16 protein-coding genes and 2 pseudogenes are annotated in these 20,964 nt (G+C 72.7%); 11 read left to right on the top strand and 7 right to left on the bottom strand.

Features of this window, described 5'->3' with window-relative positions; all coding sequences use genetic code 11:
* Nucleotides 1–144 precede the first annotated feature (144 nt).
* From ACFWR9_RS01530 to ACFWR9_RS01500, 7 genes and pseudogenes are all read left to right on the top strand, one after another.
* Nucleotides 145–1,325: pseudogene (locus ACFWR9_RS01530) on the top strand (transketolase C-terminal domain-containing protein).
* 52 nt (nucleotides 1,326–1,377) lie between these two features.
* Entirely contained in the window at nucleotides 1,378–2,547 is a 1,170-nt protein-coding gene (gene tal / locus ACFWR9_RS01525; protein ID WP_383833757.1) for a transaldolase, read from the top strand.
* On the top strand, nucleotides 2,544–4,322 hold the full coding sequence (gene zwf / locus ACFWR9_RS01520; protein ID WP_383833754.1) for a glucose-6-phosphate dehydrogenase: 1,779 nt from the start codon (nucleotides 2,544–2,546) through the stop codon (nucleotides 4,320–4,322). Before tal ends, zwf begins: the two co-directional genes overlap by 4 nt.
* On the top strand, nucleotides 4,319–5,254 hold the full coding sequence (opcA, locus tag ACFWR9_RS01515; RefSeq protein WP_383833751.1) for a glucose-6-phosphate dehydrogenase assembly protein OpcA: 936 nt from the start codon (nucleotides 4,319–4,321) through the stop codon (nucleotides 5,252–5,254). Before zwf ends, opcA begins: the two co-directional genes overlap by 4 nt.
* On the top strand, nucleotides 5,247–6,923 hold the full coding sequence (gene pgi / locus ACFWR9_RS01510; protein WP_383833748.1) for a glucose-6-phosphate isomerase: 1,677 nt from the start codon (nucleotides 5,247–5,249) through the stop codon (nucleotides 6,921–6,923). Before opcA ends, pgi begins: the two co-directional genes overlap by 8 nt.
* Before the next feature lies 1 nt (nucleotide 6,924).
* Nucleotides 6,925–7,806 carry a phosphogluconate dehydrogenase (NAD(+)-dependent, decarboxylating) gene (gnd, locus tag ACFWR9_RS01505; protein ID WP_383833745.1) on the top strand — a complete coding sequence of 294 codons (882 nt, stop codon included), beginning with the start codon at nucleotides 6,925–6,927 and terminating at the stop codon, nucleotides 7,804–7,806.
* A 57-nt stretch (nucleotides 7,807–7,863) separates the two neighbouring features.
* Nucleotides 7,864–9,324, top strand: a complete 1,461-nt coding sequence (locus ACFWR9_RS01500; RefSeq protein ID WP_383833742.1) for a membrane-associated oxidoreductase — start codon at nucleotides 7,864–7,866, stop codon at nucleotides 9,322–9,324.
* On the opposite strand, the gene ACFWR9_RS01495 is transcribed toward ACFWR9_RS01500, so the two are convergent.
* Both ACFWR9_RS01495 and ACFWR9_RS01490 read right to left on the bottom strand, forming a co-directional pair.
* Nucleotides 9,311–11,152 (bottom strand): TIM barrel protein, encoded by a 1,842-nt coding sequence (locus ACFWR9_RS01495; RefSeq protein WP_383833739.1) that lies wholly within the window; start codon nucleotides 11,150–11,152, stop codon nucleotides 9,311–9,313. The genes ACFWR9_RS01500 and ACFWR9_RS01495 overlap by 14 nt on opposite strands.
* A 14-nt stretch (nucleotides 11,153–11,166) precedes the next feature.
* On the bottom strand, nucleotides 11,167–12,045 hold the full coding sequence (locus tag ACFWR9_RS01490; protein ID WP_383833737.1) for a shikimate dehydrogenase: 879 nt from the start codon (nucleotides 12,043–12,045) through the stop codon (nucleotides 11,167–11,169).
* Nucleotides 12,046–12,231: 186 nt separating this feature from the next.
* Between ACFWR9_RS01490 and ACFWR9_RS01485 the strand changes: the two genes are divergently transcribed.
* The 3 genes from ACFWR9_RS01485 (at nucleotide 12,232) to ACFWR9_RS01475 (ending at nucleotide 15,792) form a co-directional block, all read left to right on the top strand.
* Nucleotides 12,232–12,897, top strand: coding sequence for a TetR/AcrR family transcriptional regulator (locus ACFWR9_RS01485; RefSeq protein ID WP_383833734.1), 666 nt, complete (start codon nucleotides 12,232–12,234; stop codon nucleotides 12,895–12,897).
* Between the two features lie 216 nt (nucleotides 12,898–13,113).
* Complete coding sequence (locus tag ACFWR9_RS01480; protein WP_383833731.1) at nucleotides 13,114–14,472, top strand: MFS transporter; 1,359 nt, start codon at nucleotides 13,114–13,116, stop codon at nucleotides 14,470–14,472.
* 90 nt (nucleotides 14,473–14,562) lie between these two features.
* On the top strand, nucleotides 14,563–15,792 hold the full coding sequence (locus ACFWR9_RS01475; RefSeq protein ID WP_383833991.1) for a serine hydrolase domain-containing protein: 1,230 nt from the start codon (nucleotides 14,563–14,565) through the stop codon (nucleotides 15,790–15,792).
* A gap of 14 nt (nucleotides 15,793–15,806) precedes the next feature.
* Here the strand turns inward: ACFWR9_RS01475 and ribA are convergent, their stop codons facing one another.
* Nucleotides 15,807–16,469 carry a GTP cyclohydrolase II gene (ribA, locus tag ACFWR9_RS01470; RefSeq protein ID WP_376348120.1) on the bottom strand — a complete coding sequence of 221 codons (663 nt, stop codon included), beginning with the start codon at nucleotides 16,467–16,469 and terminating at the stop codon, nucleotides 15,807–15,809.
* A gap of 65 nt (nucleotides 16,470–16,534) precedes the next feature.
* On the opposite strand from ribA, the gene ACFWR9_RS01465 reads away from it, so the two are divergent.
* Nucleotides 16,535–17,290 (top strand): creatininase family protein, encoded by a 756-nt coding sequence (locus ACFWR9_RS01465; RefSeq protein ID WP_383833728.1) that lies wholly within the window; start codon nucleotides 16,535–16,537, stop codon nucleotides 17,288–17,290.
* A 56-nt stretch (nucleotides 17,291–17,346) separates the two neighbouring features.
* Here ACFWR9_RS01465 and ACFWR9_RS01460 read toward each other — a convergent pair.
* The 4 genes and pseudogenes from ACFWR9_RS01460 to ACFWR9_RS01445 all read right to left on the bottom strand — a co-directional run.
* Nucleotides 17,347–18,297, bottom strand: a pseudogene (locus ACFWR9_RS01460) (lysylphosphatidylglycerol synthase transmembrane domain-containing protein); the annotation flags it as partial.
* Nucleotides 18,294–19,286: an SAM-dependent methyltransferase gene (locus ACFWR9_RS01455; RefSeq protein ID WP_383833726.1), complete on the bottom strand. Its 993-nt coding sequence runs from the start codon at nucleotides 19,284–19,286 to the stop codon at nucleotides 18,294–18,296. The pseudogene ACFWR9_RS01460 and the gene ACFWR9_RS01455, both read right to left, overlap by 4 nt.
* Nucleotides 19,283–20,500: a glycosyltransferase family 4 protein gene (locus ACFWR9_RS01450; protein WP_383833723.1), complete on the bottom strand. Its 1,218-nt coding sequence runs from the start codon at nucleotides 20,498–20,500 to the stop codon at nucleotides 19,283–19,285. The genes ACFWR9_RS01455 and ACFWR9_RS01450 overlap by 4 nt, the downstream gene beginning before the upstream one ends.
* The gene (locus tag ACFWR9_RS01445) at nucleotides 20,497–20,895 is read right to left on the bottom strand and encodes a 6-pyruvoyl tetrahydropterin synthase family protein (protein ID WP_383833720.1); all 399 of its coding nucleotides are present in this window, start codon (nucleotides 20,893–20,895) and stop codon (nucleotides 20,497–20,499) included. The genes ACFWR9_RS01450 and ACFWR9_RS01445 overlap by 4 nt, the downstream gene beginning before the upstream one ends.
* Nucleotides 20,896–20,964: the final 69 nt, after the last annotated feature.

Below are 20,964 nucleotides of genomic sequence, written 5' to 3'. Positions count from 1 at the left end.
CGTGCGCCCCGGGGCCGGGGCGTGTCCCAGTTTCACCACAGGCTGGCACAGGACGACCTTCACTCTCAAAAGTCAGACTTTTAAGTTTGAACGCGTCAGACCAGTTCGACCAGTTCTCTCGCTCCGATCGAGGATTTCTTGAAGATGAGCACGCAGACAGTGGACAGCGCGGACCGCTTCACATGGACCGAACTCGACCGGCGTGCCGTCGACACCGCCCGCGTCCTGGCGGCCGATGCGGTGGAGAAGGCCGGGAACGGCCACCCGGGCACGGCGATGGCCCTGGCCCCAGCGGCGTACACGATCTTTCAGAAGGTGATGCGGCACGACCCCGCCGACCCGGAGTGGACCGGCCGTGACCGCTTCGTCCTCTCCCCCGGCCACACGTCGCTGACCCTCTACACCCAGCTCTACCTCGCCGGGTACGAGGTGGAGCTGGACGACCTCAGGGCCTTCCGCACGCACGGCTCCAAGACGCCCGGCCACCCCGAGTACGGGCACACCGCGGGCGTGGAGACGACGACCGGACCGCTCGGCCAGGGCGTGGCCAACGCCGTCGGCATGGCGATGGCCGCCCGCTACGAGCGCGGCCTGTTCGATCCCGCGGCGCCCACGGGCGAGTCCCCGTTCGACCACACCGTCTGGGCGATCGTCTCCGACGGCGACCTCCAGGAAGGCGTCTCCGCCGAGGCCTCCTCCCTCGCGGGACACCAGCGGGCGAGGACGGCCCCACCCACCAGCCGGTCGAGCACCTGGCCGCGCTGCGCGCCATCCCCGGCCTGAACGTCGTCCGCCCCGCCGACGCCAACGAGACCGCCACCGCCTGGGCCGAGATCCTCCGGCGGCACTCCACCCACCCCGCCCCGCACGGCCTGTCCCTGACCCGCCAGGGCGTACCCACGTACGAGCCCAACCCGGACGCGGCGCGCGGCGGCTACGTCCTCGCCGAGGCGTCCACCGGCGCCCCGGACGTCGTCCTGATCGCCACCGGCTCCGAGGTCCAGCTCGCCGTGGCCGCGCGGGAGGCGCTGGAGGCGGAGGGCACGGCCACCCGGGTGGTGTCGATGCCGTCCGTCGAGTGGTTCGAGGAGCAGCCGCGCGAGTACCGCGAGGGCGTGCTGCCGCCGTCCGTGCGGGCCCGGGCGGCCGTGGAGGCCGGGATCGGCCTGACCTGGCACAAGTACGTGGGGGACGCCGGCCGCATCGTCTCCCTGGAGCACTTCGGCGCCTCCGCCGACGCCAGGACCCTGTTCGCCGGGTTCGGCTTCACCGCCGAGCACGTGGCCGCCGCCGCCAGGGCATCCCTGGCCGCCGCCCGCGGCTGAGCCGACCGGATCCCACTCCGATCCGCAGCCGACCCGACCGCAGAAAGAGAAGATGATCACTGTGACCGAAGCGACCGCGACCGCGGGAGCACTGAAGCGCCTGGCCGACCAGGGCGTCTCCGTCTGGCTGGACGACCTGTCGCGGCGGCGGATCGAGTCCGGCAACCTCGCCGAGCTGATCAGGACGAAGAACGTCGTCGGCGTGACCACCAACCCGTCGATCTTCCAGGCCGCCATCGGCTCCGGCGAGGGGTACGAGGAGCAGTTGGCCGACCTGGCGACCCGGGGCGTCACCGTGGACGAGGCGGTCCGCATGATGACCACCGCCGACGTCCGCGCCGCCGCCGACGTGCTGCGCGAGGTGTACGACGCGACCGGCGGCCGGGACGGCCGGGTCTCCATCGAGGTCGACCCGCGCCTCGCCCACGACACGCGGGCCACGATCGCCGAGGCCCGCCAGCTGGCCTGGCTGGTCGACCGCCCCAACGTGATGATCAAGATCCCGGCGACCAGGGCCGGTCTCCCGGCGATCACCGAGGTCATCGGCGCCGGCATCAGCGTCAACGTCACGCTGATCTTCTCCCTGGAGCGGTACGGCGAGGTCATGGACGCCTACCTCGCCGGTCTGGAGAAGGCGCGGGCGGCAGGTCTCGGCCTGGCGGGCATCCACTCCGTCGCCTCCTTCTTCGTCTCCCGCGTCGACAGCGAGATCGACAAGCGCCTGACGCTGCTGGGCACGGAGGAGGCCCTCGCCCTGCGCGGGAAGGCGGCGCCGGCCAACGCGCGACTGGCCTACGAGGCGTACGAGAACGTGTTCGGCTCTGCCGACGATTCGACACAGCCGGGCGCCCGCTTCACCGCCCTGGCCGGGGCCCGCGCCAACCCCCAGCGTCCCCTGTGGGCGTCGACCGGGGTGAAGGACCCGGCATTCCGGGACACCCTGTACGTGGAGGAGCTGGTCGCTCCCGGCACCGTGAACACGATGCCGGAGGCCACCCTGCACGCCGCCGCCGATCACGGCGACGTACGGGGCGACACGGTCACCGGCGGGTACGCCCAGGCCCGGGCGGACCTCGCGGCCGTGGAGCGGCTCGGTATCTCGTACGACGAGGTGGTGGAGCAGTTGGAGCAGGAGGGCGTGGCCAAGTTCGAGGACGCCTGGCAGGACCTGCTCGGTGCCGTGACGAAGTCCCTCGACAGCAAGGGAGTTGACGGGGAATGAGCGAGGACCTTCCCGCTACGACGGTCCACGAGACCAAGGCGACGAAGGAGGCCAAGGAGGCCCGCACGGCCCGGGAGGCCGCGGGACCGCTGCACGCCGAGGAGGTCGAGGAGTCACGGGCCGCCGAGGCGGCGAAGACGGCCGGTCCTGCCAAGGCGCCGCGGAGCGCGAAGAAGACCGGGCCGGCCCGCGCCGCCAAGGGGGCGAAGGCGGAAGCGGCGGACGGGAAGGCCGTCACGCCCGTGACACCGCTCGACTGGAGCAACCCCCTGCGCGATCCGCAGGACCGCCGTCTCCCCCGTATCGCGGGCCCCTCCGGGCTGGTCATCTTCGGCGTCACCGGCGACCTCTCCCGCCGCAAGCTCATGCCGGCCGTGTACGACCTGGCCAACCGCGGCCTGCTGCCGCCCGGCTTCTCGCTGGTCGGCTTCGCCCGCCGGGACTGGGAGGACCAGGACTTCGCCGAGGTCGTGCACGACGCCGTCAAGGAGCACGCCCGTACGCCGTTCCGCGAGGAGGTCTGGCAGCAGCTCTCCGAGGGCATGCGGTTCATCCCCGGCGACTTCGACGACGACGCCGCGTTCGAACAGCTGCGCAAGGCCGTGGCCGAGCTGGACGCCTCCCGCGGCACCAGCGGCAACTACGCCTTCTACCTCTCGGTGCCCCCGAAGTTCTTCCCGAAGGTCGTCCAGCAGCTCAAGAAGCACGGGCTGACCGACGCCCCGGAGGGCTCCTGGCGGCGCGCGGTGATCGAGAAGCCGTTCGGGCACGACCTGGACAGCGCCCGTGACCTGAACGCGCTGGTGCACGAGGTCTTCGACCCGGAGCAGGTCTTCCGCATCGACCACTACCTGGGCAAGGAGACCGTCCAGAACATCCTGGCGCTGCGCTTCGCCAACCAGATGTACGAGCCGATCTGGAACCGGTCCTACGTCGACCACGTGCAGATCACGATGGCGGAGGACATCGGCATCGGCGGCCGGGCCGGCTACTACGACGGCATCGGCGCGGCCCGTGACGTCATCCAGAACCATCTGCTCCAGCTGATGGCCCTGACCGCCATGGAGGAGCCCGCCTCCTTCGACGCGGCGTCGCTGCTCACCGAGAAGCTGAAGGTGCTGAAGGCGGTGCGGCTGCCTGACGACCTCGACGACCACACCGTGCGCGGGCAGTACGCGGGCGGCTGGCAGGGCGGCGCGCAGGTGCCGGGCTACCTGGAGGAGGAGGGCATCGACCCGGCCTCCACCACCGACACCTACGCGGCGATCAAGCTGGGCGTCGACAACCGCCGCTGGGCGGGCGTCCCCTTCTACCTGCGCACCGGCAAGCGGCTGGGCCGCCGGGTCACGGAGATCGCGGTCGTCTTCCAGCGGGCCCCGCACTCCCCCTTCGACTCCACCGCCACGGAGGAGCTGGGCGAGAACGCGATCGTCATCCGCGTCCAGCCGGACGAGGGCATGACGGTGCGCTTCGGCTCCAAGGTGCCGGGCACGTCGATGGAGATCCGGGACGTGTCCATGGACTTCGCGTACGGCGAGTCGTTCACGGAGTCCAGCCCGGAGGCGTACGAACGGCTGATCCTGGACGTCCTTCTGGGCGACGCCAACCTGTTCCCGCGCCACCAGGAAGTGGAAGAGTCCTGGCGGATCCTCGACCCGATCGAACAGTACTGGGGCGCGCACGGCAGGCCCGCCCAGTACGACTCGGGCGGCTGGGGACCGCGGGAAGCCGACGAGATGCTCGCACGAGACGGACGGAGCTGGCGCAGGCCATGAGGATCGACCTGACCGACACCACGGCAAGCAAGATCAACAAGGCGCTGGTGCAGGGCCGCCGGGCCATCGGCACCCCGGCCGTGGGCATGGTGCTCACGCTGGTGATCGTCACCGACGAGGAGAACGCCTACGACGCGATCAAGGCGGCCGAGGAGGCCTCGCACGAGCACCCCTCGCGCACCCTGGTCGTCATCAAGCGCCACCCCCGCAACCTGCGCGACCGCACCCGCTCGCACCTCGACGCGGAGGTCCGGGTCGGCTCCGAGGCCGGCACCGGCGAGACCGTCGTCCTGCGCATGTACGGGGAGGTGTCCGAGCACGCCGACTCGGTGGTGCTGCCGCTGCTGCTTCCGGACGCCCCGGTCGTCGTGTGGTGGCCGGTGGAGGCGCCCGACAACCCGGCGGGCGACCCGCTGGGCGCGCTGGCGCAGCGCAGGATCACCGACCTGTACGCGGTCGAGCGGCCGATGGAGGTACTCGCCCGCCGGGTCCGCTCCTACACGCCCGGCGACACCGACCTCGCCTGGACCCGGCTGACGCTGTGGCGGTCCATGCTGGCCGCGGCGCTGGACCAGGCGCGGGTGCCGGTGACCTCGGCGGTGGTGGAGGCCGAGGCGGACAACCCGGCGGCCGAGCTGCTGGCCCGCTGGCTGGAGGCGCGCCTCGGCGTCACCGTCGACCGGGTGGTCACCGACGGCCCGGTCGTCACGGCCGTCCGGCTCGGCACCGCGAACGGCGAGATCGTCATCGACCGGCCGGAGGGCCCGCTCGCCACGATGACCCTGCCCGGTCAGCCCCCGCGCTCCCTCGCGCTGAAGGTGCGCCCCACCTCCGAACTCATCGCCGAGGAGCTCAGGCGCCTCGACGCGGACGAGATGTACGCCATCGCCCTGCGCGGCGAGGCCGGCAAGGAGACCCCTGTCCATGTCTGACTCCCCGAAGCTCAACCGGCGGCCCGAGTGGACCGCGCTGGCGGACCACCGCACGGACGCCCTGCCGCAACCGGACCTGCGCGAGCTGTTCGCCGCCGACCCGGGGCGCGCGGAACGCTACGTCGTGCGCGTCGGCGACCTGCGCATCGACTACTCGAAGCACCTCGTCAACGACGAGACGCTGGCCCTGCTCCAGGACCTGGCCACCGCCACCGGCGTGTTCGGGCTGCGGGACGCCATGTTCCGCGGCGAGCGGATCAACATCACCGAGGACCGGGCGGTCCTGCACACCGCGCTGCGCGCCCCCAGGGACGCGGTGATCGAGGTCGACGGCGAGAACGTCGTGCCCAAGGTGCACGCCGTCCTGGACCGGATGGCCGCCTTCGCGGACCGGGTCCGTTCCGGCGAGTGGACCGGGCACACCGGCAGGCGCATCCGCAACGTCGTCAACATCGGCATCGGCGGCTCCGACCTCGGTCCGGCGATGGCGTACGAGGCGCTGCGCGCCTTCACCGACCGCTCGCTGACCTTCCGGTTCGTGTCCAACGTGGACGGCGCGGACCTGCACGAGGCGGTCCGGGACCTGGACCCGGCCGAGACGCTGTTCATCGTGGCGTCCAAGACGTTCACCACGATCGAGACGATCACGAACGCGACGTCGGCCCGCTCCTGGCTGCTGGAAGCCTTCGACGGTGATGACAAGGCGGTCGCGAAGCACTTCGTGGCGCTGTCGACGAACGCGGAGAAGGTCGCCGACTTCGGCATCGACACGGCCAACATGTTCGAGTTCTGGGACTGGGTCGGCGGCCGGTACTCGTACGACTCGGCGATCGGGCTGTCCCTGATGATCGCCATCGGCCCGGACCGCTTCCGGGAGATGCTCGACGGCTTCCGCATCGTCGACGAGCACTTCCGCAACGCCGAGGCGCCGGTCAACGCCCCGCTGCTCCTCGGTCTGCTGGGCGTCTGGTACGGCAACTTCCTCGACGCGCAGTCGCACGCGGTGCTGCCGTACTCGCACTACCTGTCGAAGTTCACCGCCTATCTCCAGCAGCTCGACATGGAGTCCAACGGCAAGTCCGTCGACCGTGAGGGCCGTGCGGTGGAGTGGCAGACCGGGCCGGTGGTCTGGGGCACGCCCGGCACCAACGGGCAGCACGCCTACTACCAGCTGATCCACCAGGGCACGAAGCTGATCCCGGCGGACTTCATCGGCTTCGCCCGGCCGGTCGCCGAGCTGAGCGACGGACTCAAGGACCAGCACGACCTGCTGATGGCCAACTTCTTCGCCCAGACCCAGGCCCTCGCCTTCGGCAAGACGGCGGACGAGGTGCGCGCCGAGGGGGTGCCGGAGGAACTGGTCCCGCACAAGACGTTCCGGGGCAACCACCCCACCACCACCGTCCTGGCCACCGAGCTGACCCCGTCCGTCCTCGGCCAGCTGATCGCGCTGTACGAGCACAAGGTGTTCGTGCAGGGCGCGATCTGGAACATCGACTCCTTCGACCAGTGGGGCGTCGAACTCGGCAAGGTGCTCGCCAAGCGCGTCGAACCCGCCCTGACCGAGACGTTTACATCAGCCGCTACCGCGGCGGGGTCCGTACCCGGCCTCGATCCGTCCACGGCCGCGCTGGTGGCCGCCTACCGTGAACTGAAGGAAGTGCACTGACATGCAGATCGGTCTTGTGGGTCTCGGCAAGATGGGCGGCAGCATGCGCGAGCGGCTGCGCAACGCCGGCCACACCGTCGTCGGTTATGACACCAATCCCGAGCGGGCCGACGTGAACAGCCTGGTCGACATGGTCGAGCGGCTGGACCGGCCGCGAGCGGTCTGGGTGATGGTCCCGGCCGGTGCCGCCACCCAGCACGTCATCGACCAGCTGGGGACCCTGCTCCGGCACGGCGACACCGTCATCGACGGCGGCAACTCCCGCTGGACGGACGACGAGAGGCACGCCGAGGAACTGGGCCATCACGGCGTCAATTTCGTCGACGCCGGTGTCTCGGGCGGTGTGTGGGGCCTGCAGAACGGCTACGCCCTGATGGTCGGCGGCGACAAGGAGCACGTCGACGACCTCAAGCCGATCTTCGACGCGCTCAAGCCGGACGGCCCGTACGGGTTCGTGCACGCCGGCAAGGTCGGTGCCGGGCACTTCTCCAAGATGGTCCACAACGGCATCGAGTACGCCATGATGCAGGCCTACGCCGAGGGCTGGGAGCTGCTGGAGAAGGTCGACTCCGTGGACAACGTCCGCGAGGTCTTCCGCTCCTGGCAGGACGGCACCGTGATCCGCTCCTGGCTGCTCGACCTGGCCGTCAACGCCCTCGACGAGGACCACCACCTGGAGATGCTGCGCGGGTACGCGGACGACTCCGGCGAGGGCCGCTGGACCGTCGAGGCGGCCATCGACAACGCGGTGCCGCTGCCGGCGATCACGGCCTCCCTCTTCGCGCGGTTCGCGTCCCGGCAGGACGACTCGCCGCAGATGAAGATGATCGCCGCGCTGCGCAACCAGTTCGGCGGGCACGCCGTGGAGGCGTCGAAGAAGTAGCACGCCGCGCCGGCATCACGTTGACGCGACCGGCCGGTTCGGGTCAGAGTCCCCGCGATGGAGATCAACGACCTGACACCGGCCGAGGCGCGCGTCTGGCGGGCGTTCGCCACGGGCACGGCCGTGGACTTCCGCGCCGCGGACGACGAGGACCCCGCCGACGGGGCCTCCTGGGGGCCCGAACGGACCGTGCGGGCGGCCGTGTTACGCGCCCTGTTGCTGGACGGCCCCCGGGAGGACGGCGAGGTGGCCGCGCTGAGCCTGGCGGGTGCCCGCGTCACCGGAGTGCTGGAGTTGCAGTACGCGGAGGTCGACCACCCCGTACGGCTGCGGCACTGCCACTTCGACGAGACGCCGAGGCTCTACGCGGCGCGGCTGCGCGAGCTGAACCTGAGCGAGTCCGTACTGCCAGGACTGATCGGGCACGCCGTGCGGGTGGACGGCGTACTGCGGCTGACCCGCGCCCGGTTCGGCGGGATGGTGCGGCTCGGCGGGGCGGAGATCACCGGCAGCCTGTACCTGGAGAGCACGCGGATCCACGCCCCGGACGCCGAGGGGCCCGTGCTCCAGCTGAACCAGGCGGTACTCGGGGCCGACCTGTGGGCGCCCGGCCTGCACGCCCGGGGCGAGGTACGCCTCAACGGGGCCCGGGTGACCGGGACGGTCAACCTCACCGACGCGGTGCTCGACCGGCCGGGCGGCACCGCCCTCCAGGCCGAGACGCTCGCGGCCGAGGCCGACATGGTGATGCGGCACGCGGACGTCCGGGGCCGGCTGGAGCTGCGCGGCGCGCGGATACCCGGCCGGCTGGACCTGTCGCACGCCCGGCTGGCCAACCTCGGGGGTACCGCGCTGCGCGCCAGCAGTTGCGTGATCGGTGAACTCTGGCTGCGCGAGGGTCCGGTGGTGGAGGGCACGCTCAATCTGCGCCGCGCCCAGGTGGACGTGCTGTTCGTCCAGCCGGACGTGGTGGCGGACTGGGTCCAGCTCAACGACCTCACCTACACGTCGCTCATCCCGCACGAGCCCGCCGAGCGGCGGCTGCCGATGCTGGAGATGGGCGACAGCTACCTCCCCTTCACCTACGAGCAGTTGACCGCCGCCTACCGCCGGATCGGCGACGACGACGCGGCCCGGCTGGTGCAGCTCGCCAAGCAGCGACGCCGGCGCCGCACCCTGCCCTGGTACGGCCGCCTGTGGGGGCACCTCCAGGACGTCACCGTCGGCTACGGCTTCCGGCCGCTGCGCGCGGGCGGCTGGCTGCTGTCGCTGCTGGCGGTCGGCTCGGTGGCGTACGGGCTGCACCACCCGCCGCCGCTCAAACCGCAGGAGGCCCCCGACTTCAACCCGGTGTTCTACACGCTCGACCTGCTGCTGCCGGTGATCTCCTTCGGCCAGGAGAACGCCTTCTCGCCCGAGAGCTGGTACCAGAGCCTGTCCTACGTCCTGATCATCACGGGCTGGATCCTGGCCACGACGGTGATCACCGGCCTGACCCGCACCGTCAGCCGCCAGTGAGGCCCCGCGCCGCGTGCTGGGCGGCCAGCCGCACCGGCGCGTTGGCCGCGCCGTAGCCGCGGTGGCCGCCGTCGCGCTGGACGAGTTCGAAGAAGAGGCGGCCGACGGTGTGGGTGTAGCAGTGCCGGAACTCCCCGTACCCGTCGCGGTCGTAGAGGATGCCCAGCTCCCGGTACGTCTCCAGCTCACCGTCGGCGAACTCGAAGCGGGCCGCGAGGTCGTCGTAGTAGTTGGCGGGGATCGGCAGCAGCGTGCCGCCGGCGGCACGGTAGGCGCGGGCGGCGGCGACCACGTCGTCGGTGGCCAGGGCGATGTGCTGGGCGTGCGCGGTGTCGTCGGTGGGTGCCGCGCCGACCGTCAGGACGATCCGGACGGCGCCGTCGTCCGTGCTGACGGCGCGGCTGCGCAGCAGTCCGTAGGGATCGGCGACGTCCACGCTCTCCTGCGGGCGCAGTCCGAGGACGCCGCGGTGGAAGAGCGCCGCCTCGTCGAACTGGTGCCAGGGCTGGGTGAGGGAGAGGTGGTCGACGCGCCAGGCGGCGTCGGCCTCGGCCTCGGCGACGGCGTCGGCGTCGGCGTCGGCGTCGGCGACGACCCCCGTGTCCTCGAAGTCCGCCCGCCAGTCGGGCAGTCCCGGGCGCCCGGTGGCACAGAAGAACAGCTCCGTGCCGTCGGGCGCGGCCACCGCCTCCAGCGGGGCGTCGCCCGGGGCGCGGCGGCGCGGCAGCACGGGGGCGAGCAGGGCCTCGGCACGGCGGGCCGCGCCCCGCGGGTCCGGCGACTCCAGGCCGACGGCGGCCAGCCGGGTGCCTTCGCGGCGTTCGGCAGGACCGGTGTTGACCAGGACCCGGGCCTCGCCGCGCTCCCAGAGGTCGACGGGTTTGCCCCGGTGCCGTGCGGTGCGGGCGAAGCCCAGCGCGCCGAGCACCGCCGAGACGGGCGCGGCGTCGGGGGTGACCAGTTCGGCGAACGCGACCCCGGTGGGTGCGGCGGGCGCGGGCGGTGCCGCGAGCCCGACGCTCTCCTGGAGGGTCAGCAGGGAGCGCCGGGCGTCGACGGCGGTGGGTCCGGCCTCGGACTGCCGGAAGACGTCGTTGAAGACCTCCAGCGACAGGGGGCCGGTGTAGCCGGCGCGCAGCACGTGCCGCAGCAGTCCGGCGACGTCGAAGCCGCCCTGGCCGGGGAAGCAGCGGTAGTGACGGCTCCACTGGAGGACGTCCATCGCGAGCAGCGGGGCGTCGGCGAGCTGGAGGAAGAAGATCTTCTCGCCGGGGATGTCCGCGATTCCTCCGAGGTCCTTGGGTTCGCTCCCGCGCGAGAGGATGTGGAAGCTGTCCAGGCAGGTACCGAGCGCGGGGTGGTCCGCGCTCTCGACGACGCGCCAGGCGTGGTCCCAGGTGCTGATGTGACGGCCCCAGGCGAGCGCCTCGTAGGCGACGCGGACCCCGTGCTCCCGGGCCAGGTCGGCGAGGCGGCTGAGCTGCCCGGCGGCCAGGTCGTCGTCATCCACGGCGTGCGGGGAGACGCTGGAGCAGACCAGGACGGTGTCCGTGCCGAGCCTGCGCATCAGCTCGAACTTGTGCCGGGCGCGGCGCAGCGCGCGGGCGAACTCCTCCTCGGGCAGCGCCTCGACGTCCCGCATGGGCTGGTAGAGGTCGATGGTGAGGCCGAGGTCGGCGCAGCGGGCGCGGATCTCCTCGGGGGTCAGCGGGCTGGCCAGCAGGTCGTTCTCGAAGATCTCCACGCCGTCGAAGCCGGCCCGGGAGGCGGCCGTGAGCTTCTCGGTCAGGGATCCGCTGAGGGAGACGGTGGCGATGGACGTCCGCACGTCGGTACCTCTTCCTACTCGGGGGCGGCCACGGCACCGGCGAGGCCCGTGATGTCGGCGAGCATCCGCACGGCGTCGGGTTCCCGCCCGGTGAACAGCCGGAACGCGTCCACGGCCTGGAAGACGGCCATGCCGCCGCCGTCGAGGGTGGCGCAGCCCAGCGCGCGGGCGGTGCGCAGCAGCTCGGTCTCCAGCGGGCGGTAGACGACCTCGGCGACCCACAGCCCGGGGTGCAGCAGCCCGGCGGGCAGCGGCAGGCCGGGGTGGGCGGCCATGCCGGTGGGGGTCGCGTGCACGATGCCGTCGGCGCCGGTCAGCAGCCCGGGCAGCCCGTCCGGGCCGGCGCAGGCCGCGCGCCCGTCGCCGAAGTGCCCGTTCAGCTGGGCGGCGAGGGCGGCGGCCCGCTCGGGCAGCGCGTCGACGACGGTCACGCGACCGGCGCCCAGGGTGAGCGTGGCGTGGGCGACGGCCGCGCCCGCCCCGCCGGCGCCGAGCTGCACGATCCGCTCCAGCGGCGCGTCGGACAGTCCGCGGGCGAAGGACGCGGCGAAGCCGGTGACGTCGGTGTTGTGGCCGGTCGCCCGGCCGGCGTCGTCGAAGACGACGGTGTTCACCGCGCCGAGCGCCTCGGCCTGCGGGGCGAGCGCGTCCAGGTGGTCGATGACGAGCTGCTTGCACGGGTGGGTGATGTTCAGCCCGTCGAAGCCCAGGTCCCGGGCCGCGCGCACCAGGTCGCCCACCGCCTCGGGCGGGACACCGAGGCGGTCGATGTCGATCAGCCGGTACAGGTAGCGCAGACCCTGCCGGCCGGCCTCCCGCTCGTGCAGTGCCGGACTGAGCGACGGGCCGATGCCGGAACCGATCAGTCCGACGAGAAACGAGTCCTTGGCCACCGGGGACGACCTCCTGAGCGGCTCGGGCTGCTGCCCGAGGAAGCAATGTACGAACCAGTACGTTAGTCATAGCAGGAGGGCGGGGCGTGAGGGAAGGCGGAGGCTTCTACAATCACCGGCACGCCCCCCAGCACGCAGTCCCGCCCCGCAGCCGCCCCGCAGCCGCCCCGCAGCCGAAGGAACCCGATGACCAGCGTCGACGAACCGGCACGAACCGGCACGCGCACCCGCGACGCCGCCCGCACCCGGGCCGAGATCCTCGACGTGGCGACGCGGGAGTTCGCCCGGGCCGGCTACGACGGGGCCCGCGTCGACGAGATCGCCGCCCGCACCCGCACCACCAAGCGGATGATCTACTACTACTTCGGCGGCAAGGAGCAGCTGTTCACGGCCGTGCTGGAGCGGGCGTACGGCGTGATCCGGGAGGCCGAGCAGCAGCTCGACGTCGACCACCTGGACCCGGTGGCGGCCATCCGGCGCCTCGCCGAGGTGACCTTCGACCACCACGAGCGGCACCCCGACTTCATCCGCCTGGTCAGCATCGAGAACATCCACGACGCCGAGCACATCGCGTCCTCGGAGATGCTGGCCAGCATCGGCTCCCCGGCGCTCGACGTGATCCGCCGGATCCTGGAGGAGGGGCAGCACTCCGGCCTCTTCACGGCCGACGTCGACGCCGTCGACCTGCACGCGATGATCAGCTCCTTCTGCTTCTTCCGGGTCGCCAACCGGCACACCTTCGGCGCCCTGTTCGGGCGCGACCTGGTCGCGCCGGACCAGCGCGAGCACTACCGGGCGATGCTGGGCGACATGGTGATCGCCTATCTGACGGCGGAGCGCGCGGCGGACTGAACGCCGGCGCCTCGGGACGACCGGACCCCTTGACAGGTGGGAAACCTGCGCGCAACATCCCTTCCCAACCGCGACTAACTACCCAGTGGGTTAATTAGCCGAGCGCGTCCCCCGGGTCGTCCGAGTCGTCTGGGTCGTCTGGGTCGTCTGGTTCGTCTGGTTCGTCGTCCCCTCCGCTCACTCCGCCTACGGTGGAGTCCCCCGAAGGAGCAAGCCGTGTCCGTCCCCGCCCCCGCGTCCCAGGGCGCCGCCCCGCCCGGCCAGCCGAAGAAGGCCGCGACCGCCGCCTGGATCGGCAGCGCGCTGGAGTACTACGACTTCTTCATCTACGGCAGCGCCGCCGCGCTGATCTTCCCCGAGGTCTTCTTCGACGAGTCCGACCCGGCCACCGCGACCCTGCTGTCGCTGGCCACGTTCGGCGTCGCGTACGCCGCCCGCCCGGTCGGCGCGTTCTTCCTGGGCCACATCGGCGACCGCATGGGCCGCAAGAAGATCATGGTGTTCACGCTGATCCTGATGGGCGTCTCGACGTTCCTCATCGGCTGTCTGCCCACGCGCGACCAGGTCGGCACCCTCGCCCCGGTCCTGCTGGTGCTGTGCCGGGTCCTGCAGGGCATATCGGCGGCGGGCGAGCAGGCCAGCGCCAACTCGATGACCCTGGAACACGCGCCGGGGCACAAACGCGGCTTCTTCACCAGCTTCACCCTCAGCGGCACCCAGGGCGGGCAACTGCTCGCCACCCTGGTCTTCCTGCCCGTCGCCGCGCTCCCCGAGGAACACCTGCTGGCCTGGGGCTGGCGGGTGCCGTTCTGGCTGAGCGTGGCGGTCGCGGTCGTCGGCTACGTCATCCGCCGCAACCTGGACGAGACCCCGGCCTTCGAGCAGCAGGCGGCCACGGAGGGCGTCGTGAAGATGCCGCTCGCGGTGCTGGCACGCGACCACTGGGCGGACGTCCTGCGGGTGGTCGCGGGCGCGCTCATCGCCTCGGTCAGCACCATCTTCACGGTGTGGGCGCTCGCGTACGCCACGAGTGACGCGGTCGGCATGTCCCGTACCGCGATGCTGTGGGTGGGCGCCCTCGCCAACGTCGTCGCGCTCGCCGCGATCCCGCTGTGGGCGACGCTGTCCGACCGGATCGGACGGCGTCCGGTGTACCTGATCGGCGCGGTCGGCAGCGCGGTGACGATGTTCCTGTACCTGTGGGCGATCTCCACCGGCTCCTACCCGCTGACGTTCCTGCTGGGCATCGTCGCCTTCGGCGTGGTCTACAGCGCCGCGAACGGCGTGTGGCCGGCCTTCTACGGCGAGATGTTCTCCACCCGGGTCCGCCTGTCGGGCGTGGCGATCGGCACGCAGATCGGCTTCGCGGTGGCCGGGTTCGCGGTGACCTTCGCGGCGCAGATCGCCGGTCCGGACGGCGACGACTGGTTCGCGGTGGCACTGTTCACGGCCGCGCTGTGCGTCCCGCCGGTGATCGCCGCGCTCACGGCCCGCGAGACCCACAAGGTGCCGACAGAGCGGCTCGGCGAGCGCGCGGACCGCGAGGCGGCCGAACCGGAGAAGGTCACGGCCTGACGGCCGTCCCGGTGGATCATGAGTTCCGAAGGGGGGTACGCGGGGTATGCCGGACGGGTCTTCGACGAACGACCGAGGAGAACGATGGCGATGCCACCCCTGCGGCAGGAGACCGACGCGGGCGCGGCCGGGCTGGACGCCGAGGCGCTGGACCGGCTCGACCTGCACTTCGCCCGGCAGGTCGACGAGGGACGGCTGCCCGGGTTCCTGGTGGCCGTCGCCCGCGGCGGGCGCGTAGCGCATCTGACCGTGCACGGCCGGCGGGACCTCGCGGCCGGCCTGCCGGTGACCGCCGACACCCTGTGGCGGATCTACTCCATGACCAAGCCGGTCACGTCCGTCGCCGTGCTGACGCTGGTGGAGGAGGGCCGGCTGTCCCTGGACGACCCGGTGGCCCGGTACCTGCCGGCCTTCGCCGAGCCGCGGGTGTACGTCCGGGGGTCCGGTGACGACACCGTCACCCGCCCCGCCGACGGCCCGGTCCTCGTCCGGCACCTGATGACCCACACCGCCGGGCTGACCTTCGGCTTCTACCACTCCCACCCCGTGGACGGGCTGTACCGGGCGGCCGGTCTGGAGTCGTCGGTGCGGCCGAGCGCGGACCTGGCCGAGACCGTCGACCTGTACGCGAGCCTGCCGCTCCAGTTCGAGCCGGGCACCGAGTGGAACTACTCGGTGGCCAGCAACGTCCTGGGGCGGCTCGTCGAGGTGGTGTCGGGACAGCCGCTCGACGCGTTCTGCGAGGACCGGATCTTCGGCCCGCTCGGCATGACGGACACCGGCTTCCACGTCACCGACGAGCAGGCGGAGCGGCTGGCCGAGCTGTACGGCGAGACGGACGACGGCGGCATCGAGCCGGTGCCCGGCCTGCCGCTGCGGGGCCGGCCGCGGCTGCTGTCGGGCAGCGGCGGCCTGGTCTCCTCCGCCTACGACGTGCACCGCTTCGCCGAGTTGCTGCGGCGCCGCGGCGCACTCGACGGCGTCCGGCTGCTCGCCCCCGGGACGGTGGACCTGATGACCCGCAACCACCTCCCCGGCGGCGCCGACCTGCGCGCCCTCGGCAGCCGCCCCGCGCACGACCAGCCCGGCAACGACGGCGTCGGCTTCGGCCTCGGCGTCTCCGTGGTCACCGACCCGAGCCGCACGCAGTCGCCCTCCGGACTCGGCACGTACGGCTGGAGCGGGGTCGCCACGACCACCTTCTGGGTCGACCCGGGCCGAGATCTGACGGTGCAGTTCATGACCCAGGTGCGGCCCCGGTCCTCGCACACCGTCTATCCGGACCTGAAGCGGCTGGTGCACGAGGCCGTCACGGACTGAGCCGGCCGCCGGGCTCAGGACGTCAGGTGGGCCAGCGCGTCCAGGTGGGGCAGGTGGTGGTCGAGGCGCTCCCGCTTGGTCCGCAGATAGGTGATGTTGCTCTCGCACGGCGGAATCAGCAGCGGCACCTGTTCGGCGACCTGGATGCCGTGCCGCACCAACGCCTCGCGCTTGCGCGGGTTGTTGGACATCAGGCGCACCGACCGCACCCCGAGGTCGCCCAGGATGCGGGCGGCGACGCCGTAGTCCCGGGCGTCCACCGGCAGGCCGAGGGCGAGGTTCGCCTCCACCGTGTCCAGGCCCTCCGCCTGCAACGCCATCGCGCGGAGCTTGGCGAGCAGCCCGATGCCGCGTCCCTCGTGGCCGCGCAGGTAGACGACGACACCGCTGCCCGCGGCGGCCACCGACCGCAGCGCGGAGGCCAGTTGGTCACCGCACTCGCAGTGCTGGGAGCCGAAGGCGTCGCCCGTCAGGCACTCCGAGTGCAGCCGGGTGAGCACACCCTCGGCGCCCAGGTCGCCGTACACGAGCGCCACTTGCTCGTCGCCGCGCTCGTGGTCGAAATAGCCGAATGCCCTAAATTCCCCGTACACGGTGGGCAGCGGCGTCACCACTACGCGTTCCACGTCCGTGCGCTGCGATGCCTTCTTGCCGAGTACACCAATTTTTTCTGTCATGATTCTCGCGTTCCTCAACAGATCTCTCAACAGGTTGCCCAACAGAGACGAAAGGCCGTGCGGGAATGGATGCTTCACTTGTGCCGGCGGACACCTCGGAGGACGTGCGCAGGCGGGGCGCCGAACTCCCGCGGCAGGTCGCGGTGCTGCCGGTGGGCAGCTTCGAGCAGCACGGCCCGTACCTGCCGCTGGCGACCGACACGCTCGTCGCCTGCGCCGTCGCCCGGGAGATCGCCGCCGCGTACCCGGTGCACCTGCTCCCGCCGGTGACCATCGGCTGCTCGCACGAGCACGCGGACTGGCCGGGAACCGTCAGCATCTCCTCGGCGACCCTCCACGCGGTGGTCGGGGACATAGCCTCCTCGCTGCGCCGCTCGGGTGTCGAGGCCCTGGTCGTGGTCAACGGGCACGGCGGGAACTACGTACTGGGCAACGTCGTCCAGGAGTCCTCCGCACGCGGCGAGCGGATGGCGCTGTTCCCGGCCGCGGAGGACTGGGAGGGGGCGCGCCGGCGGGCGGGGGTGGCCACCTCGCTGCTCACCGACATGCACGCGGGAGAAATCGAGACCTCCATTCTTCTGCACACGCACCCCGAATCGGTCCGGCCCGGCTACGAGACCGCCGACTTCGTCGCGGACGACCGGCGTCATCTGCTCTCCCTCGGTATGTCCGCCTATACCGATTCCGGTGTCATCGGGCGTCCTTCGCTGGGTTCGGCGGAAAAGGGGAAGGAACTGCTGGCGAGCCTCGCGGATTCCTTCGGGACGTATTTCTCTTTCCTGACGGCCGAGAAGAGGCCGGAGCGGCCGGGGCGGCCGTAGGAGCCGTCGGGGCCCGCGAACCGGCGGACGACGAGGACGACGACACCGGGCAGGCTCGCCACGAAGCTGAGCACCCCGTACACCACGGCCACGCCCAGCCCGGTGCCCGCGCCCAGCCCGGCCGCGCCGAACGCCCAGGCCGTGACGCCCTCCCGGGGGCCCCAGCCGCCGACGTTCAGCGGCAGTCCCATGGCGAGCAGCGCCAGCACGGCCAGCGGGGTCAGTTGGGCGACGGTGGCGCCACTGCCGGCCACCCGGGCGGCGAGCCCGAACATCACCAGGTGCCCGGCGAGTACGACCACGGACGACACCGCGACGCCCGGCAGGTTCCGCCGGGACAGCAGCCCCTGACGTGCCTCGCCGAGTGTCGCCCGCAGGGCCCGCCCGCCGCGCGCCGGCGCCCGGTTCATGCGCAGGGCGAGGAGCACGGCGAGCGCGCCGAGCGCGCCCAGCACGGCGAGCGGGGCGGCACGCCGGGCCTCGCCCAGCACCGGGGACGGCAGCGTGAGCAGGACGACGACGCCGACGCCGATCAGCGCGAGCTGTCCGGCGACCCGTTCGAGGACGACGGCCCGCACACCGCGCCCCAGGTCGCCGGCGCTCCGCCCGTGGTGCACCGCGCGGTGCACGTCGCCGAGGACGCCGCCGGGGAGGGCGGCGTTGAGGAACAGGGCGCGGTAGTAGTCCGCGACGGCCGGTCCGAGGGGCAGCCGGATGCGCAGTCCCCGGGCCACCAGGGCCCAGCGCCAGGCGCTGAACACCGTGGTGACCAGCCCGATACCGAGCGCCGCGAGCACGGTCGGCGCGTCGATCCGGCGCAGCCCGTCCAGGAAGACGCCGGTTCCCATCCGCCACAGGAGTACGGCGAGGATGGCGGTGCCCGCCAGGGTCCCGAGGTGGGTGCGCAGGGCGCGGCGGGCCGGGGGCGGGGGCGCGGTGTCGCCGGTGGAGGTTTCCGCTCGGGGCGGTGCGGTACGGAGGTCCGCCGGTACGGTCGGTGCGCTCACGACGCCCCGCCCGTCGGCCGGGGCAGCGCCAGCAGGTCGGTGTGGTGGACCACGACGCGCAGGGTGCCGTCGGCGCAGGCCGCGAGGCGCTCGGCCAGGTACGCCTCAGCCCGCTCGCGCAGTTGGGGGCGCTGTTCGACGGCAGCACCGACCCAGCCCCGCAGCCACTGCGCGGTGAGTCCGGCCTCGTCGGGGCCCAGCCGCCAGGGGCTGGGGTGGGCCCGCACCGTGGCGCCGTGCGCGGCGAAGGCGTCCCCCGCCGCGGTGACCGCGTCGGGGCCGAGCAGGCCGGTACGGCGCTGGTGGTCGTTGAACGCCTCGGCGATCTCGGCGTCCAGGGGGTGTGTGGGGGTGAGGTCGACGCGTCCGGCGACGGACAGGGTCAGCAGGGCCGCACAGCCGGCCGCGGCACAGGCGGCGGCGAGGGTGCCGACCTCGTCGGTGGTCAGGACGTCGAGGAGCGCGGCCGCCGTCACCAGGCCGGCGCCGGACAGCGCGTCCGGGGTGAGGCGGGCGAGGTCCCCGCGCAGCGTCTCGACGGTGACGCGGCTGCCGTCGGCGGCCGAGCGCGGGGCGCCGACGGCGGCGAAGTGCAGGAGGTAGGGGTCGCGGTCGTGCAGCACCCAGTGCTGGGCGCCGTCGAGGCGCGGGGCGAGCCAGCGTCCCATCGAGCCGGTGCCGCAGCCCAGGTCGTGCACGACCAGTCCGCCCGTCCACCCCGGCGGTCCCGCGAGGTGGGTCCGCAGCGGATCGAGCAGGTCGTGCGCCCGCGCGGCGGCATCGGCGGGCTCGCGCAGCCGCAGCCATTCGGGGGCGTAGCGCGGCGGGTCGTCGGGGTCTGGGGCGTCGGGCGCGGAGGCCTCGCGCAGGCGCAGGGTGGCGCGTTCGGCCGAGGCGGGGGCGGACGCGGTGGGCCGGGCCGTGGACCCTGCCGTGGGCGGCCCGGTCGGGCCCGCGCCGGGGATCACGCCCGTCGTGGACTCGCTCATGCCGTCCCCCCGGGCTCGCCGGGCAGCCGGTGCAGTACGCCGGCCAGGCTCTGGGCCGTACTCGCCCAGCCGTTCAGCGCGGCGCGGCGGCCCCGGGCGGCGCTCTTCAGCCGGCGTCGTACGTCCGCCTCCCCGAACCAGCCGCGCAGCTCGGCGGCGAGCGCGGCCGGGTCCTCCGGCGGGACGAGGATGCCGGGCACCCCTCCGTCGGGCGCGCGTCCGACCGCCTCCGGGAGGCCGCCGACGTCTGTGGCCAGCACGGGGATACCGCGTGCGAGGGCCTCGGTCACCGCCATGCCGTACGTCTCGGCGTACGAGGTGAGGACCATCAGGTCGGCGGTGGCGTAGGTGGCGTCCAGTTCGGCGGCGGCCCTCGGCCCGGCGAGTACCAGCCGGTCCTCCAGGCCGTGCCGCGCGACGAGGGCCCGCAACTGTTCGACGTACTCGGGGTCGTGGCCGAGCCCGCCGACGCACACGCAGCTCCACGGCAGGTCGGACACCGCCGCCAGCGCCTCCACCAGCCGGTGCTGGCCCTTGCGCGGAGTGACGGCGGCGACGCACACCAGCCGGGAGACGCCGTCGGTGCCGGGTGCGAGGGGCGCGATGTCGGCGCCGGGCGCGGCGACGTGGACGCGGCCCGGGTCGAGGCCGTGGTGGGAGACGAGCCGGCGCACCGCCCAGTCGCTGGTGGCGACGACGGCCGGCACGGCCCGCAGCACCGCGCGCTCACGGGCGTCCAGTTCGGCGGCGACGGCGGGGTCGAGGCCGGTCTCGTCGCCGAGCGGGAGGTGGACGAGGACGGCCATGCGCAGCCTCTCGGCCTCCGGGACGACGATCTCCGGCGCCCCGCACGCGACGAGACCGTCGAGCAGGACGACCGCGCCGTCCGGCAACCGGCGCAGAACGCGCGCGAGTTCCGCGCGGGCGGTGTCGTCCGGCCGGGGCCAGTCACCGTCGACGGGCAGCCCCCGTACCCGCCAGCCGAAGCCGGGCAGGTCGAGCCGCACCCGCCGGTCGTAGGCGTTGCCGCCGCTCGGGGCGGCCGGATCGTCGATCCCGCCCGGCACGACGAAGTGCACGGAGCGCAGGGACATGGGGATGATCCCGTCGTTCCTCACGGACGCGGCCCGCGTGGCGATGTGGGTGGGGATCTGGGTGGGGACGTAGGTGAGCCGGGTGCGTCCGGCCGCCGCCTCGACGGACGTGTCGGTCACAGCGCACGCTCGTAACTCGCCCAGGCGACGTGCGACTCGTGCAGCGTCACGGTGAGGCCGGCCAGGCCCCTGGCCCCCTCACCGAGGGCGCCCTTGTGGACGCGTTCGGCGAGCCGGTCGGCGACGACCTTGGCCAGGAACTCGGTGGAGGTGTTGACGTCGGCGAAGTCGGGTTCGTTGTCGAGGTTGCGGTAGTTCAGCTCGCTGACGACGGCGCCCAGTTCGCGCGTGGCCAGTCCGATGTCGACGACGATGTTGTCCTCGTCCAGCTGCTCGCGCCGGAAGGCGGCGTCCACCAGGAACGTCGCTCCGTGCAGACGCTGTGCGGGCCCGAAGACGTCGCCGCGGAAGCTGTGGGCGATCATGATGTGATCGCGGACGGTGATGCTGAACAACGGACGACCCTCCAGGTGTGGCACGTCTGATCCCCCGCCGATCGCTGCGCGGGGTGCCGTCTATTACGG

This window comes from Streptomyces sp. NPDC058534 (genome assembly GCF_042717365.1).
In the GTDB taxonomy this organism is placed as follows: Bacteria; Actinomycetota; Actinomycetes; order Streptomycetales; family Streptomycetaceae; genus Streptomyces.
Note: the sequence above shows the minus strand (reverse complement) of the source record. Positions and strands in the feature narration are given on the sequence as shown.